Source organism: Corallococcus aberystwythensis, from assembly GCF_003612165.1.
GTDB classification, from domain to species: domain Bacteria; phylum Myxococcota; class Myxococcia; order Myxococcales; family Myxococcaceae; genus Corallococcus; species Corallococcus aberystwythensis.
The window spans coordinates 1-15,186 of the sequence record NZ_RAWK01000243.1 but is presented as its reverse complement, the minus strand read 5'-3'; the positions used below and the strand labels follow the sequence as shown (position 1 = coordinate 15,186).

At 71.9% G+C, this 15,186-nt stretch carries 10 protein-coding genes and 3 riboswitches; of the genes, 1 reads left to right on the top strand and 9 read right to left on the bottom strand.

Annotated elements, in window-relative coordinates; genetic code table 11:
- From D7W81_RS43085 to D7W81_RS31520, 9 genes are all read right to left on the bottom strand, one after another.
- Nucleotides 1-3,225: serine/threonine-protein kinase (locus D7W81_RS43085; protein ID WP_208721535.1), on the bottom strand; the 3,225-nt coding region annotated here is incomplete at its 3' end.
- Between the two features lie 85 nt (nucleotides 3,226-3,310).
- Entirely contained in the window at nucleotides 3,311-5,005 is a 1,695-nt protein-coding gene (locus D7W81_RS31560; RefSeq protein WP_120559117.1) for an adenylate/guanylate cyclase domain-containing protein, read from the bottom strand.
- 264 nt (nucleotides 5,006-5,269) lie between these two features.
- Nucleotides 5,270-6,061, bottom strand: a complete 792-nt coding sequence (locus tag D7W81_RS31550; protein ID WP_120559116.1) for a cell surface protein — start codon at nucleotides 6,059-6,061, stop codon at nucleotides 5,270-5,272.
- Nucleotides 6,061-7,374 carry a hypothetical protein gene (locus D7W81_RS31545; RefSeq protein ID WP_120559115.1) on the bottom strand — a complete coding sequence of 438 codons (1,314 nt, stop codon included), beginning with the start codon at nucleotides 7,372-7,374 and terminating at the stop codon, nucleotides 6,061-6,063. Before D7W81_RS31545 ends, D7W81_RS31550 begins: the two co-directional genes overlap by 1 nt.
- Nucleotides 7,375-7,549: 175 nt before the next feature.
- A riboswitch (cobalamin riboswitch) is annotated at nucleotides 7,550-7,710 on the bottom strand.
- A gap of 19 nt (nucleotides 7,711-7,729) precedes the next feature.
- The gene (locus D7W81_RS31540; protein WP_120559114.1) at nucleotides 7,730-8,056 is read right to left on the bottom strand and encodes a hypothetical protein; all 327 of its coding nucleotides are present in this window, start codon (nucleotides 8,054-8,056) and stop codon (nucleotides 7,730-7,732) included.
- Between the two features lie 145 nt (nucleotides 8,057-8,201).
- Complete coding sequence (locus tag D7W81_RS31535; RefSeq protein ID WP_120559113.1) at nucleotides 8,202-8,882, bottom strand: cell surface protein; 681 nt, start codon at nucleotides 8,880-8,882, stop codon at nucleotides 8,202-8,204.
- 8 nt (nucleotides 8,883-8,890) lie between these two features.
- Complete coding sequence (locus tag D7W81_RS31530) at nucleotides 8,891-10,387, bottom strand: hypothetical protein (protein ID WP_120559112.1); 1,497 nt, start codon at nucleotides 10,385-10,387, stop codon at nucleotides 8,891-8,893.
- 156 nt (nucleotides 10,388-10,543) lie between these two features.
- Nucleotides 10,544-10,767, bottom strand: a riboswitch (cobalamin riboswitch).
- A 32-nt stretch (nucleotides 10,768-10,799) separates the two neighbouring features.
- Nucleotides 10,800-12,407 (bottom strand): MXAN_6577-like cysteine-rich protein, encoded by a 1,608-nt coding sequence (locus tag D7W81_RS31525; RefSeq protein ID WP_120559111.1) that lies wholly within the window; start codon nucleotides 12,405-12,407, stop codon nucleotides 10,800-10,802.
- A complete protein-coding gene (locus D7W81_RS31520) occupies nucleotides 12,388-14,376 on the bottom strand; it encodes a TonB-dependent receptor plug domain-containing protein (protein ID WP_120559110.1) in 1,989 nt (662 codons plus the stop codon). Before D7W81_RS31520 ends, D7W81_RS31525 begins: the two co-directional genes overlap by 20 nt.
- A gap of 49 nt (nucleotides 14,377-14,425) precedes the next feature.
- Nucleotides 14,426-14,666: riboswitch (cobalamin riboswitch) on the bottom strand.
- Nucleotides 14,667-14,967: 301 nt separating this feature from the next.
- Between D7W81_RS31520 and D7W81_RS31515 the strand changes: the two genes are divergently transcribed.
- On the top strand, nucleotides 14,968-15,186 hold a 219-nt coding region (locus tag D7W81_RS31515; RefSeq protein ID WP_120559109.1), incomplete at its 3' end, for a hypothetical protein.

Genomic DNA, 15,186 nt, shown 5'->3' with positions numbered 1-15,186 from the left:
TTCCGACGCAAGCATGTCCTCCATGGCCGTGTCCGGAGCGGTCTCCGCGGGGGCCTGCACGGGCTCTGCGGGCGCGGGCGTGGGCTCCGCCGGCGCCGCGGCCACGTCCTGATCGGGAGGCGTGTCCTGGTCCGGAGGGAGCGTGGACGGAAGCACGTCGGGGCGCGCGGGCCGCGTGGGAAGCTGCTGCACCGGGGTGGGCGGAGGCGGCGTCGACGTCCGCGACTTCTCCAGGCCCACGGCCACGCGCAGCTCGGGGACGAAGTAGAGCCCCGCGCCCACGATGGCCAGCGCCACGAGCATCAGCAGCGTGAACATCAGCACGGAGCGCAGCGCGCCGCCCTTGCGAGCCGGCGCCGGTTCGCCCCGAGCGGCACGGGGCGGCTCCGAGGACTCCGGCCGCACCGGCACGGCCTTGCGCCGGGTCGAGTCGTCGCGCGACGAGCGAGAAGTGGACGACTCGTCCGGATCCACCGCGGGCGCGCGGGCGGCGACGGCGCGCATGCTCGACGCGGTGCTGGTGCGCGCAGGCGGCGTGCTCGGCGACGAACCGCGCACGGCGCGGCGGGACCCCGTGCGGCTGCGGGCCGGAGCGGTGGGGCCGGTGTCGGGCTCACGCTTGCTGGAGGAAGCGGAGGGCTCGCGCAGCTGGGCCTCGTCCAGCATCACGCGGGCCTGGGGCTCCTCGCGTCGCGAGGCGCGGGGCATGGGGATGCGCGGATGCGTGTCCGCGTTGCCGTGCGCGGCCAGGGCGTCGTCCGGCTCCGCGGAGATGTACGGCACGTCGGAGTCCGGCTCCAGCGCGCGGGGATCCACCGAGACCAGGTCTTCCGACGGCCGCGTGTCCTGCATCGTGGGCCGGGGGGCCGGACCCGGGTCGAGCGGCTCGGCGTCCAGCGCGTCCTCTTCGAAGCCGGCGGAGCGCGAGGCTCCCGACTGGATGGAGGCGACCTGGATGGTGGGCGCGGCGTGCGATGAAACCGGCCGGCTGCCATTCGACGGCGTCGTCACGCCGGGGCGCGAGGACGGCAGGGACGGCATCGCGGCGGTGGGCCGCTGACCTTCGGGAATGCGGGGCTCGGCCGCGCGCACCGGCTCGAAGAACGGGAGGGGCTCCGAGGTGCGCGCCGCCTCGAACGCGGGCGGCGCCGGCGCGGGACGGCTGCCGTTCGACGGCGTGGTCACGCCCGGGCGCGAGGGCGGCGACGACAGGGACGGCATCGCGGCGGTGGGACGCTGTCCCTCCGGAATGCGGGCCTCCGCGGCGCGGAACTCGGCTGCCGGCGAACGGCCGCCCTCGGCGATGGGCTCCGGCCACGGATAGGGGCTCTCGGGGAGCTCCTCGTCATCGAGGAACGGACCGTCCGGCGGAGGCGGCGGCTCCATGAACGGCAGCGACTCGCCCGCCGCATCGAACCGCCCCGCGCCAGAATCGAAGGACGGCACGGGCGGAGGCGACACCGGCCGCGACGCATCCGCCGGCACGAACGGCACGGGTCCATCCGCGGGCCGCACGGCCGGAATCGCCGCCATCGGCGGAGGCGGCGGCGCGAAGGACCGGGGCTCCCGGGGCTCCCGGGGCTCCACGAAGGGCGGAACCCCCCGGGGGCCCACTGAATCAGAGAAGGGCAGCGAAGCCCCCCGCCCGCCATCTTCCGCGAACGGCCGGGACACCGGCACGTCCGGCACCAGCGGCGCCTCCCGCGACGTCAGTCCCGGATCCGCGTACGGCAGCGACGTGGCGCGCGGCGCGGTGGGCTCCCCCAGCGCCTCCGAGCCCGGCAGCGCGTCCGCCCGAGGCGCGGTGGGCTCACCGGTCGGCGGGGCCGGAACCTCTGCCTCCACCGGGCGGTCCGAAGGAAGCCGGATGGCCGGCAGGCCCTCGAGGATGGTGGGCCGCTCCATCGCGTCCTGGCGGACCTCCACCGTGGGCGACGGATCCGACGACGCGGGGCTGGGCCGCATCTTCGCGCGGGCCGCCTCCTCCAGCGCCTCCACCGGGAAGGCGGGGCGGGTGGGCTCGTCCACCATCACGCCGGGGCGCGTCTCACCATCGTCACGCGCGCCACCGCCGTCCTCGCGGCTGCGCGGCGTGGGGTGGAAGGACAGCGGCTCCACCGGCCCATCCAGGCGGATGGTCTTCGCCGGCAGCGTGGGGGACTGCATCGTCGGGCGCGGCGCGGGGCCCAGCGACTCGTACGTGCCGCTGGCGCGCACGTCGCGCGACACCTCGCGCAGGGACGCCAGCAGGCGGCGCTCGGACTGGTAGTCCGCGGAGAACAGGTCGCGCATGAAGCGGCTGACGCTCTCCGGGCCCGCGCTGGTGTCGATCTCCATCAGGCACGCCTGCAGGCGCACCCGGAAGTCCTCCGCCGTCTGGAAGCGCTGCGCCGGCTCCACCGCCAGCGCCTTCGCCACCAGCTGCGACACCGCCGGCGGCGTCAGCGGCTCCACCTCGCTGAGCGGCGCCACCTTCGGGTTCGCGACGGCGGACATCAACTCGCCCGGCGGCATCGCGTCGAAGGGGTTCTTGCCAGAGATGAGCTCGTAGAGGCACAGGCCCACCGCGTACAGGTCGCTGCGGCGGTCCACCGGCTGGTGCCGGGCCTGCTCGGGCGACATGTAGAGGAACTTGCCCAGGATGATGCTGGGGTTCGTCTTGGCCGCCGACAGCCGGCTCTTGGCCAGGCCGAAGTCGATGACCTTCACCTCCCCCTCGTAGGAGATGAGGATGTTCTGCGGCGAGATGTCCCGGTGGACGAGCTTCAGCTCCTTCTCGTCCTCGTCCCGCTTCCTGTGCGCGTACGCCAGCGCGTCCAGCACCCGGCCCATGACATAGAGCACGAAGGTGAGCGGCAGCGGCGTCTGCCGGTCGCGCACGCGCGCGGCCACCTTGCGCAGGTCCTTGCCGTCCACGTACTCGAGGGCCATGTAGGCATCGCCCTCGTGCACGCCCATGTCCAGCACCTGCGCGATGGAGCCGTGCCCCAGCCGCACCAGCGTGCGCGCCTCACCGACGAAGCGGTCGACGAAGTCCTGGTCCTCCGCGAACTGCGGGAGGATCTTCTTGATGACGCACAGCTTCTCGAAGCCCTGCGCGCCCTCCAGGCGGGCGAGGTAGATCTCCCCCATGCCGCCGGTAGCCAGGTGCGACAGGAGCGTGTACCGGCCGAAGGGCTGCGGCCGGAAGGGACGCAATCGGGCGGGCTGGGTCGAAGAGTTCATGCGGTGCGGGGGTCCACCACGGGAAGCGCATTGAACCCCGGGCAGGCCCCCCGCTTCAACCCGTCAACCTGCCGCGCCGGCCGCCTCACCGGATACCGGGGTTGGTCAGCATGCCCATGTCCTCTTCAATCACCTCGAAAACCGCCACCTTGTCCCGGGGAGGCCGCACCACCCGCTCCCCCAGGGGCATGACGTCGAAGCGGGCCCCGGTGGCCGCCAGCAGCTTGCCGGTCATCAGCACCTGGCCGGGGGACGCGGTGGAGGCCAGCCAGCCGGCCACCCCCATGCCCTCCCCCACGGCGCTGTACTCCGTGCGCGCCTCGGTGCCGATCATCCCCACCAGCGCCTTGGTGGAGTGCAGGGCGATCCGCAGGTCGCACCGCTCGTCCTGGGGACGACGGGCCATGCCCCGCTCCCAGTCCGCGCGCAGGGCCAGCGCCGCCCGCACCGCGCGGACTGCGTCGTCGCCCTTGGCGTAGGGCACGCCGAAGAGGGCGCGCATGGACTCGCCCATGAAGCCTTCAACGGTGGCCTCGAAGCTGAAGACGATGCCGCTCATGCGCGCGTGGAAGTCGTTGAGCAGCTGCGTGGCCCGCGCCGCGCCCAGCCGGCCCACCACCGCGCCAAAGTCCGCCAGCTCCGCGTGCAGCACGGTGAGGTTCTTCTCCTCCAGACCCGGCAGCCTGCCGCCCGTGCGCTGGGCCTCGGCGGCGCGGCGCTCGGCCACCTCCGGCGAGTGGAAGCGCTCCAGGTTGCGCCGCAGCCGGTCCGTGCTGGAGCCGTCGCGCACGGCGAAGCGCTGCACGCCGCTGGCCACCAGGTGGGCCACCGCGGTGCACGCATCCAGCATCAGCTCCAGGCTGGTGTCGCCCTCGGCGGGCACGTTGACGTAGAGCACGCCCGCGAAGGGCGGCTCGGTGCCGATGGGGATGCACAGCACCCGGTTGACGCCGTACATGATGACGCTCTCGCGTCCGGCGAAGCGGCGGTCGTCCTTCACGTCGCCCACCGCGAGCGCGCGGCCCTGGCGGATGGCCTCGTCCACGATGGCGTCCGACACGGGCACCTCGCCCTTGGCCAGCCGTCCCCGGTGACGCACCGCCGCGGGCACCAGCGGCCCGGTGGCGTGCTTGAGCAGCACCACCGCCGTCGTCGCGTCGGTGCGCTCCAGGAGCCGGTCCATCGCGGACTCCAGGAACGAGGTCAGCGTGCGCGCGGTGGCCAGCGCCTCCGCGGCGTGCACCAGCAGCACCAGCGTCTCGTAGGACACGCGCGGGCTGGCGACGGCGGAGCCCGCGGGCACGGGCGAGGGGCCGGAGAACGCGTCGTCGAAGGGCAGCGGGCCCACGTTGTCCAGGAGGCGCAGCACGTCCGCGTCCTTGACGTTCTTGGCCATCAGCACGGCCGGGCCCACGTCCGTGCCGTGCCCGAAGCGCACGACGCCGCCCGCGCCCAGGTCCATCATCTCCGTGGCGGCGTTCTCCACCGTGTGCGGCTGACGCACCGCCAGGGTGTTCTCCCCCAGCGCCACGGTGTCGCCCGCGTTCAGGTGCTTGCTGCCCTGCAGCGGCGCGCCGTTCACCCGGCTGCCGTTGCGGCTGCCCAGGTCCTCGATGCGCAGCGCATCGCCCTCGACATAGAGGCGCGCGTGCCGGCGCGACACGAGGTCACCGCCCAGCACGATGTCGTTCTCGTCGGCGCGGCCGAGGCTGGTGACGCCCTCGGGCAGGTCGTACGACGTGTCGAAGTAGCCGGGCCCGTTGATGATGATCTGCCACATCGGGTGCACGACATTACACGACCTCCCAATCTTCCGAGAGTCCGAGACGCTTTCCCGTGGAATGCGGCCGTCCAGCCGAGGCCCCGGAAGCCCTCCCGCGTTGCGTCATGCCCCTGGGTCCCATCCGATGCCGGAGGGGACGGGGGTCGGACTTCACCTCGGGCGGTGGATGAGGCGGGGGTCACCCACGCGCAGCGTGCGGAATGCCGTCAGCGGCCGGGACGCGGGGCCCTGGAGCCCCCTTCCGTCCCGGCCCAGGAGTGTTCACGGCACGCCGCCGTCCGGAAGCTGCCCGTTCACCACCGACAGCGCGTCCAGGTCGAAGCCGCCGGACGTGCCGCCGTAGCTGTTGAGCCCCGTGTCGGTGAGGCGCACGAAGCGGGCACGGGGGAGGCCCACGTCCGCCAGGTCATAGCCATCCCCGCCCGCCACGGCCGGGTCGGTGGGGGACACGCCGTTGTCCGGCGCCGAGTGCACCGGGTGCGTCCCCGCGCAGCCCGGGTAGCCCCCGTCCTTGTCGGAGGGGTCGCAGGCGAAGTCGAACCACGTGACGCCGTCATCGCTGACGGACACGCGGGCCGTCTCCGCGAAGACGTCACCGCCCACCTTCTGGAAGGCGTTCTCGAAGACGAGCAGGTCCACGCCCGGGCCATCCACCGCGAACAGGTCGGTGAACTCCAGGGTGATGGAGCCATTGCGCCCCAGCGACAGCACGTGGAGCGAGCCCGCGTGCTGCCCCGCCCCCACCGGCGGCCCGAACACGACGTCCGGGAAGCGGTCCTGCCCGAAGCCGGCCGAATCACCGAACGAATACGCCATCACCCGGTCCGCGAACGGGTCCACCGGCCGCGAGCCCGCGTCGACGCCGGCATCCACGTCCGTGCCGGCGTCGGTGTCCGTCCCCGCATCCACGTCCGTGCCGGCATCGGGAGCCCCGGCATCCTCGCGGGTGCCGGCGTCCACGATGTCGAAGTCCGGCAGCGGAACAGGGTCCGAGTCGCCCGTGCACGCGCCCAGGGTCAGCAGCGCGCCGAGCGCGAGCAGCGGGCGCTTCATCACTGCGCCTGCCGGATGCGCACGAGGCGGCGGCCGTTGACGTCCTTCACGCCCACGAGCAGGTCCGAGCCCAGCGACGACACCAGCTCCACGGCCGTGCACGCATCCGCGGCGTTGAGCACCGGCTCGCGCGTGCCCACGCTGACGGGCTGGCCGCCGCCCAGGCCGGGCGTGAGCGGGAAGCGCGACACGTCGGTGGCGCCGCTGAAGGTGCCGCGCACCACCGCCACGCCGTTGCCGAAGCCCGCGGCGGCGGTGAAGTTGCTGCCCACGTCCACCTTCGGCTCGCTCGTGAGCACCACCGGCGTGCGCGAGGACAGCGCCGCCTCCAGCTTCGTGCCGGACACGGCGTGGGCCACGTTCACGTACGTGTCCTGCTGCGCGTAGCCGAACACCGCGATGCCGTTGTTCGCGATGGCGCTGAAGCCGCTGCCGCCCACCTGGGCCGGGAAGTCCACCACCTTCACCGCGGAGAAGGGCTTGGAGGAGGTCACCAGCGCGTAGACGCCCGGGCCACCGGACAGCGTGTCCAGGCCGCCGCCGTTGATGAAGAACGCGTTCGGGGTGCCCACGGCGGTGTAGTTGTCCGGCGCGTTGAGGTAGGTCGTCGCTTCGCGATCGGACGTCTCCACCACCGCGACGGAGCCCGGGGCGGGGAAGCCGTTCTTCGTGTAGCCCGCGAGCACGCGCGAGCCGTCATGGGCCAGGAAGTAGGACGGGAAGGTGCCGGACGGGTCGGCGCGGTCCGCGGGCGCGAGCACCGTGTCGAGCGCCGCGTCCCCCAGCTTCACGTCCGGCCAGGTGCCCAGCGCGAAGACGTCGCGGCCCGTGGCCGTCTGGCGCAGCGCGAAGAGCGAATACGTGGGGCCGGGCGTGGACACCACCGAGACCACCTCCGGAGACAGGTCCGCGGACTCCGCGACGCTGAAGCCCGTCTGGAGCTGGAGCGTGCCCAGCACCGACTCGCGAGGCACCGAGTCACACTGGGCCGTGCCGCCATCCGTGCCGGTGCCACCGTCCGTCTGCGTGCCCGCGTCCGTGCCGGTGCCCGCGTCGGTCTGCGTCCCCGCGTCCGTCTGCGTCCCCGCGTCCGTGCCCGCGTCGGCGCCACCAATGTCGACGGTGACCTGGGTGCACTTCTCCTCGACGCAGGCCCAGGACTGACCCTCCGGGGCCACGCCCTTGTCGCGGCAGTCGAAGGAGTCCACGCACTCCTCGCCGCAGCCCGTGCCGCCCAGCACCACCGCCAGCAGGGCGCCCATCAGCGCCGCGCGCTGGCCCTTCGTGCCCATCCGCTTCATGTCGGTCCGCATCGCGTCCTCGCTCCTGGCCTTCCCGCACGCAGGCGGAAAAAAGAAGGCATTCCCCTGGCGGGAGGCTGCGCGGACGAAGGGCACCGGACCGCCCGGCGCGTATCGCGCCCTGGAGGCCTGCCTTCGCCGTCAGCTCCCCGCGGAGGTTCCGGTCTGTCGCCGGGCCCTCCGTGAGGAGGAAACCGGATCATCGCCAGGTCTTCGGACTCGCGGGAGCGGCGGTTCGTGTGAACGCCGCTCCTGCTTACCGCTGCGGGGCAGTCCCGGACTCACACCGGGTTCCCTGGAAGCCCTCACGCCCCATGGCGGGAAGGCATCGATGACGGGGCGGGACTATGGCGCCCCCGGGGCAAAGTCAATGCGCCGCGGGTCCCGCGCGGCGGTCGCGCATCAGCACGTAGCGCCGCGTGCTGCCGTCCACGACGACGGTGGACACCACGCGCCAGCCCTCTCCGCCCAGACGCTGGAGCTCCGCGAGGTCCTCGTCCGGGCCCTCGCGCTTGAGGAACGTGTACTCGTAGGCCGGTGGCGGAGGGGGCGCGGGCGGCGGAGTCGCCTCCTTCGGTGGTGCGACCCGGGTGCGGGACGTCTGGGCCCAGACCGCCGTAGGCACGAGGAAGGTGGCGGCCGCGCCGAGCAGGACGCCCAGCAGCACGACGAGTGAGGCGAGACGACGGTTCATGGAGGCACATCCGGGGGAGGGACAGCGGGCATGTAATGCCGCCACCTCCCCCCCGGAAGCCTTCGCCGGCCCGGACTCGCCGTATCAGTGAGCGAGGCCGCCGGGACCGTCCGCTGGAGAACGGCCCCGGCGTTCGCGGCGTTCGCTACGGCAGCTGCACGCCGTTCACCACGGCGACGGCATCCAGGTCGAAGCCGCCGCTGGTGCCCGCATAGCCGTTGGCGCCCGAGTCGCGGATTCGCACGAAGCGCGCACGGGTGAGGCCCACGGCGGCCAGGTCGAAGCCGTCTCCTCCTGCCACGGCCGGGTCGGTGGCCGGGATGCCATTGGCGGGGTGCGAGTACACGGGCGTGACGCCCGCGCAGCCTGGGAAGTTGTTCGCCACGTCGGAGGACGCGCACGGGAACTCATGCCAGGTGACGCCGTCGTCGCTGACGGCCACCACGCCCGTCTCAGCGAACGGCTTGCCGCTGGGCTTGAGGAACGCGTTCTCGAAGACGAGCAGGTCCACGCCCGGCCCGTCCATCACCGCGATGTCGGTGAGTTCCAGGACGATGACACCGTTGCGCCCGAGCGACAGCACGTCGAGCGAACCCGAGCCCGCGCCATCCCCGCGCGGAGCGCCCAGCACGATGCCCGGCAGCTGGCTCTGACCGAACCCGGCGCCCGTGCCCGGAGAGAAGGACACGATGCGGTCCGCGAACGGATCACCCACCAGCGGCTGTCCCTGCGCGGAGTCCTGCCAGTCCTCGCCGCCGCACGCCACGGTGAGCAGCAGCGCGGCGAAGCCTGGCGCGAACGACTTCGGAAGAAGGGTCTTCTTCATGGGCGTGCTCACTGGAAGCCAAGGGCCTGCTGGATGCGGACCAGGCGCGTGCCGTTCTTGTCATCCACACCGACGAGCAGGTCCGAACCGATGGCGGTCATTCCAGTCACGCTCGTGCACTGGTCCACGTAGACGAGCACGGGCTGACGGGCGCCCACGGTCACGGCCGCGCCGTCGTTGGTCACGGTGAAGTTGAAGCGCGAGATGTCCGTGCCGGCGAAGTTGTAATCGGGCGGGACGTAGTCACCGCGAAGCACCGACACGCCCTCGCCATGACCCGAGGCAGCGACGAAGTTGGAACCCACGTCGAGCGCGGGCGCATCCGCCACGGCGAACGGCGTGCCGGACGTGAGCGCCTGGGCGATGGCCGCCGGGGCCACCGCGCGGCCCTCGTTGAGGAAGGTGTCGTCGGAGAAGTAGCCGAGCATCGCGACGCCATTGGTGGAAACGGCGGTGAAGCCGCTGCCGCCCGTCTCCGGAGGAAGCGTGCCCACCTTCAGCGCGGTGAACGGAGAGGCGTCCGTCTTCAGCGCGTAGACGGCCAGGCCCGCCGACACCGTGTCGAGCCCGCCGCCGTTGATGAGGAACGCACCCGGCACGACGCCCGCGGAGAAGTTGCTCGGCGCGGAGACGTAGGTGGAGTTGGCGGGAGTGGCGAGGTCATACACGCCCACGGAGCCCGGGAATCCGGCGCCGGACTTCGTGTAGCCGGTGAGCACGCGCTGGCCATCCGTCTCCACGAAGGGGCTGAGGAAGAGCGAAGTGGAGGGGCCCCGGTCGGCGGGAGCGGCCACGTCGAACAGCGGCGTCGCGCCCAGCGACACCTGCGGCCACGTGCCCAGCGAGTACAACGCATGCGGACCGACAGAGCCCTTCGACACCACCGTGTAGAGCGAGTACGTGGGTCCGGGCGTCACGCCCACCGGTCCCGCCTCCGAGGGCAGCGGCGCGGACTCACCGGCCACGAAGCCCGTCTGGAGCTGGAGCGTGCCCAGCTTCGGGTCGTACGTGGCGCTCTCGCAAGGATCCGTGCCGGCGTCGGTCTCCGTGCCTGCGTCGGTCTCCGTGCCAGCGTCAGTCGTCGTGCCAGCGTCCGGGGTCGTACCGGCATCGCTGCCCGTGCCTGCATCCGTCGTCGTGCCCGCATCACCGCCCGTGCCCGCGTCGGTGACGGTGCCCGCGTCGGTGGTCGTGCCGGCATCGCTGCTCGTCCCCGCGTCAGCACCCGCATCCACCGTCGAGCCCGCATCGGTCGTCGTCCCGGCGTCCGTGCTCGTGCCAGCGTCGTTCCCGGTGCCCGCATCAGGCACGGGGATGGACGTCAGCTCACAACGGTTCTCGACGCAGGTGTAGCGCTGTCCCTCGGGGGCACCCTGGTCGCGGCAGTCGAAGTCATCGACGCACTCATCGCCGCAGCCCGTGCTGGTCAGCGCCATCGCGAGGCTCGTCAGCACCCACGCGAAGCCCTTGAGTCCCTGCCCCGTCATCATCCGCTCTGTCTTCATCCGCGACTGCTCCCTTGCATCGCCCCCACGGGCGAGGTGAATCCAAGGGGCATGGACGGAGAGCGGACCGCGAACGAAGGACACGTCAGGACACGACACGCCGCGCGAGCGGAAGACCTCCGTCACCTCCCCTCGGAGGCTCCGGTCTGGCCATGCCCGGGGGCATGGGTCGTGGCAGGTCTTCGGACTCACAGGCGCGGGAGGCCCTCATCGGGTCACCCACCTACTGGCCGTCGCTTCCCAGCCCCTTCCAGGGCCAGTGCTTGCGAGGACGGCGTTCGTTCCTGATCACCGCTGCGGGGCAGTCCCGGATTCACACCGGGTTCCCTTTAAACGCCGCATCGTGCGGATGCAGCGTACCAACGACGCGCGCTGGAGTATGGCGGACAGCAGTGCTTGTCAATGCGACGCTTCAAGGCACCGCGACGATGTCGATGGCGTTGGACACCACGCGCCGTGGGTCCACCGGACACGCATCCAACGCCGGTCCCTTCGCCGCGGGCGTGGAGTTGCCGCGCCGTTCAACGAACTGGCCATCGCGGACCTCCACCACGAACACGCGGCCCGCGTTCACGTCCGTGACGTACACGGCATTGCCCACCACCGCGAGCCGTCCTCCTACCGCGAGGTCACAGCCGTTCTCCGGGCCACCCGTGCACCCCGGCGACAGCGCATACGACGCCACGGGCTTGTCATCCTTCACCAGCACCAGCCCTGTCGCGCGCACGGCCTTCGCGCGGTAGCCGCTCGCGGTGTCGAACACGGCCTCGCCCAGGCAGCTCACCACCAGCTGGTCGCCCACCGCCTGCACGTCGCCCGCGTTGAGACAGTCCTTCGCGCCCAGGTCGATGGCCTGCACCCCGCCATCCGCCGGGTCGATGCGCGCGAGCATCCCGGGCCCGTTGGGCAGATAGTCATTCGCGGGGTTCAAGTTGGTGAGCGCCACGTAGACGCCCGCGTCCACCGCCGCCGCCGCATACGGCAGCGCCATCGTCGTCCCGCCGTCGAAGGACTTGAGGTCCAGGCCTGTGAGCGGAACGGTGTCCACGAGCCGGGGATGCTCGGGGTCGCTCACGCTGACGCGGGCCACGGCGTTGCCCTGCTTGAAGTCGGAGCCGGCCGTGCCGAAGAGCGGGATGTAGAACGTGTCGCCGCGCTTCGCGATGACCTGCGGGCTGGTGTTCGCGCCCAGGTTCACCTGCCCCACCGTGCGCAATCCCAACCCCCCGCCCTGCGCGGCCCCTTCCTGCTTGAGCACCTGGAGCGTGTTGTTCACGGAGTCGAGGACATACACATACGGAGGGTCCACGAGGATGTCATTGGGCGAAGCCGCCACCGCGCCCAGCGAGTCCTCCTCCACCAGCGTTCCCAGAGCCCCCGCCGAAGCCTGCGACAGCACCGAGCGCGCCGCGTCCGCCGCCAGCACCACGCCATCCCACGCCGCCAGCACCTGCACGCCCGAGCCGAACTGCCGCCGGGGCCCCATCCGGTCCGTCCCCGCCTGGATGCCCACGAGCTGCCCGTTGGTGAAGCAGGCCGTCACCACGTCATACATGCACCGGCCCGAGTGACAGGACTGCACATCCGGGCACACCGCGCCGCACGCGCCGCAGTTGAGCGGATCATTCGAGAGGACCACACAGCTGTCACCACAGCGCTCCGCACCGGCGGAACAGCCCTCGCGGCAGGTGCCGGATTCACAGACCTGCCCGGACGGGCACGCGGCGCCGCAAGCGCCACAGTTCAGCGGGTCACTCGCGAGCGCGACGCACGCGTCACCACACACCTCCGTGCCCGACTGGCATCCACACACGCCCGCCTGACATGCCTCCCCTGCTCCACAGGCAGCGCCACACGCGCCGCAGTTCGAAGGGTCGCCCTGCAGGTCCACGCATTCGGCGCCGCAGACGTTCAGACCGGACGTGCACAGGACCTTCTCCTCCGGACAGCCGGTGAGGAGCGCCGCCGCCAGGGACGACAGCAGCAGCGTGAGCCGCGCATCAAGGAGGGGACGTGACATGGGAGTCCTCGGAGGGGGAAGGGTCGAGCGACACCGCGAGCGTCACGTAGGCGGCGCGGCCGGGCAGCGGCATGCCGGTGTAGTCGGCGGTCCGGGCATCGAGCAGGTTCTTCACGTCGAACGACACGGTGAGGTCCGGCCGGTGCAGGAAGGTGCTGGAGGCCCCCACGCTCACCCAGGTGCGCGAAGGCAGGGACAGGCGCGCTTCGCCCACGCGGTTGATCAGCTGCGCGGACTGGACGAGCACCTCCGTGCGGCCGTTGAGCCAATCCGGCCCCACGCGCAGCCGGCCCACCCACTTGTGGCGAGGGCGGTACGGCAGCTCCTTGCCGAAGTAGCGAGGGTCGCCGTAGCGGTTCTGCGTGCGGGTCCACGCATAGCTGCTGGTCGCGGTGAGCCACGTACGAGGCCGGGCCTCCAATTCCACCTCCGCGCCCCACACGCGAGCGGCGGCGAAGTTGTAGGGCTTCGCGAGATTCGGCGGGTACAGCTCGTAGGCGATGAGGTTCTCGTACACCGCCGCGAAGCCGCCCGCGGTGACGCTCCACACGTCGTCGCGCCACAGGGCCGCGGCGTCCACGGAGAGGGCGCGCTCGGGCTTGAGCTCCGGGTTGGGCAGGAGCAGTCCCTGACGGATGTAGAGCTCCAGGAACGAAGGTGCGCGGTGGGACTGGCCCGCGTTGGCGCGCACGCCGAAGCCGTGGCCCAGGTCCACGCTCGCGCCCAGCTTGGGCGACAGGAGCGAGTAGTGCCCCACGCGCTCCACGCGCAGCGAAGGCGCGAGCTTCAGGCGCTCGGAGAACAGGGACAGTTCGTCCATGGCCATGACGCTCGCGCGCCACCACGATGCGGCCTGACCGCCCACCGCCTGCGTGACGGACTCCGACGACCCGGCGAGCGTGACGGCGAGCGCGTTGCGGCCCAGCACCACGCGCCCCTCCAGCTCCACGCCGCCCACCGTGTAGCGCTGCGCGCCGGAATCCACGCCGCTGGTGCCGCCGGTGACGTCCAACCAGTCGCGACGGAAGAAACCGCGAGCGCTGCCCTCACCCGTGTCGCCGAAGGGCCGTCCCCAGCGAGCCCCCAGTGACAGGCGCGTCTGGTCCTGACGGCGGGACGCGGTGGGGTTCTGCACGGTGCCCGCGAGCGCGCGGTCCTCCAGCGACAGCTCCGCGAGCACGTCCACGCGTCCGCCACCGTCCAGGCCGTGCCGGTATTTCAGCAGCGCACCACCACCGCGAGCGTCATTGCGAGTGCGCACCTCCTGCGTGAGCGGGTTGTCATCCAGCGCGGGCAGCTCATCCACGCGGTAGCTGAAGTCCCCTTGAGAACGGCCACCGTGCAGCAGCACCAACGCCTGGCCATCGAGCAGCGCGCCCGACGCGGCGACGTGCGCCATCACGGTGTCGAAGCTGCCGTAGGTGACCTCTCCGCTGGTGAGCAGCCGCGACGAAGGCGCACGGCTGACGAGGTTGACGGCGCCGCCCAGGCCACCCGCGCCGTAGCGTGCACCGGCCGCGCCGCGAAGGATCTCCATCCGCTCCAGCAGCGCGACAGGGATGAGCGACAGGTCCGCGACGCCGCCCGCGCCGTTGAGCGGAATCCCATCCAGGAACACAAGCACGCCATTGGAGGACGCGCCGCGAACCACCAGGCTCTTGCTCTGTCCGTAGCCACCGGAGTCCTGCACGACGAGGCTCGCGGATCCGCCGAGCAGTTCAGCTGTGTCACGCGCTTCACCCGCACGCTCTCGGGCATCGATGACGGTGATGGCGCCGGTGGGGTCGCGGCGTTGAGCGGAGTCGACGGGAGCGTCGGGGACGTCCTTGCCGATGACCTCCACGGTGGGGAGGACGAACTCAGGGAGGGGCGGCTCGTCGGGCGCAGGCGTTTCCTGCCCGGCCCGGGCGAGTCCCTGGAAGCTGAGCACCAGACCGAAGACGGTCCGGGCGAGAAGCGAGCGCCACATGCTCCGCCTTCCGCTCCCTCCGTCGAAGAGAGAAGGCCTGACGGCAGCACCGCTGCCGCACCCCTGGGCAGGTCTCCTGGCTGACAGGCTCCAGACGTGGGCGCACGCTGCGCCCTTCTGGAAGGAACCCTCCACCTTCCCTTCGCATCCGCTGACGCGAAAGTGGTGACAGCCGAGGCTTCCGGCCCTGGACCTCAGGGCAACCCGTTCACAGTGGCGGGACCGCGCCGGACTCGCACCGGCTTCCCTCTTGAAGGCCCGGCATGGGCACCCAAGGGCCCGGCCCTTCTAGGAGGTCACCCCAGGCCCGTCAAGGCGCGGCCCGTGTGGCCCAGGTCCCCAAATTGTCGCAGCAGTGCTGCGACAATTCACTCCGCCGCGTCTCTCACCGCGCAAGACCCGCACTGGAGCATCCGCGCCCATCCCCGCGCGTGGACGCCGCGCGCACCTCCGCACGGTGCGCTGACGTGACTTCAGAGGCGCACGCCGCTGGCACGCGGACTGCTCAAGCCCCGACGCGACCTCAGGCGGTCGAGCCAGCGAGGTGCCCGGGCCGTGGTGGCGCGGGATTCTGAAGGGGGAAGCGTGTCGATGCTGATGGCGGGGAAGCGGTTGGCGGTGTTCTCCATCCGCGAGGGCAAGGGCGGGAGCATCTGGGTGCGCGCGGGCAGCGCGTTCGTGAACAAGGACGGTTCGCTCAACGTGCTGCTGGACGTGCTGCCCCTGGACGGGAAGCTGCACGTGCGCGAGGCGGCGGAGAAGCGCGACACGGCGGCGGGCGGACGCTTCGCGGGCGAGGCGGGGGCGGAG

Excerpts from the sequence above, each read along its gene's own strand:
- D7W81_RS31560 (WP_120559117.1), bottom strand. The coding sequence starts at position 5,005 with ATGTGGCAGATCATCATCAACGGGCCCGGCTACTTCGACACGTCGTAC.
- D7W81_RS31550 (WP_120559116.1), bottom strand. The coding sequence starts at position 6,061 with ATGAAGCGCCCGCTGCTCGCGCTCGGCGCGCTGCTGACCCTGGGCGCG.
- D7W81_RS31545 (WP_120559115.1), bottom strand. The coding sequence starts at position 7,374 with ATGCGGACCGACATGAAGCGGATGGGCACGAAGGGCCAGCGCGCGGCG.
- D7W81_RS31540 (WP_120559114.1), bottom strand. The coding sequence starts at position 8,056 with ATGAACCGTCGTCTCGCCTCACTCGTCGTGCTGCTGGGCGTCCTGCTC.
- D7W81_RS31535 (WP_120559113.1), bottom strand. The coding sequence starts at position 8,882 with ATGAAGAAGACCCTTCTTCCGAAGTCGTTCGCGCCAGGCTTCGCCGCG.
- D7W81_RS31530 (WP_120559112.1), bottom strand. The coding sequence starts at position 10,387 with ATGAAGACAGAGCGGATGATGACGGGGCAGGGACTCAAGGGCTTCGCG.
- D7W81_RS31525 (WP_120559111.1), bottom strand. The coding sequence starts at position 12,407 with ATGTCACGTCCCCTCCTTGATGCGCGGCTCACGCTGCTGCTGTCGTCC.
- D7W81_RS31520 (WP_120559110.1), bottom strand. The coding sequence starts at position 14,376 with ATGTGGCGCTCGCTTCTCGCCCGGACCGTCTTCGGTCTGGTGCTCAGC.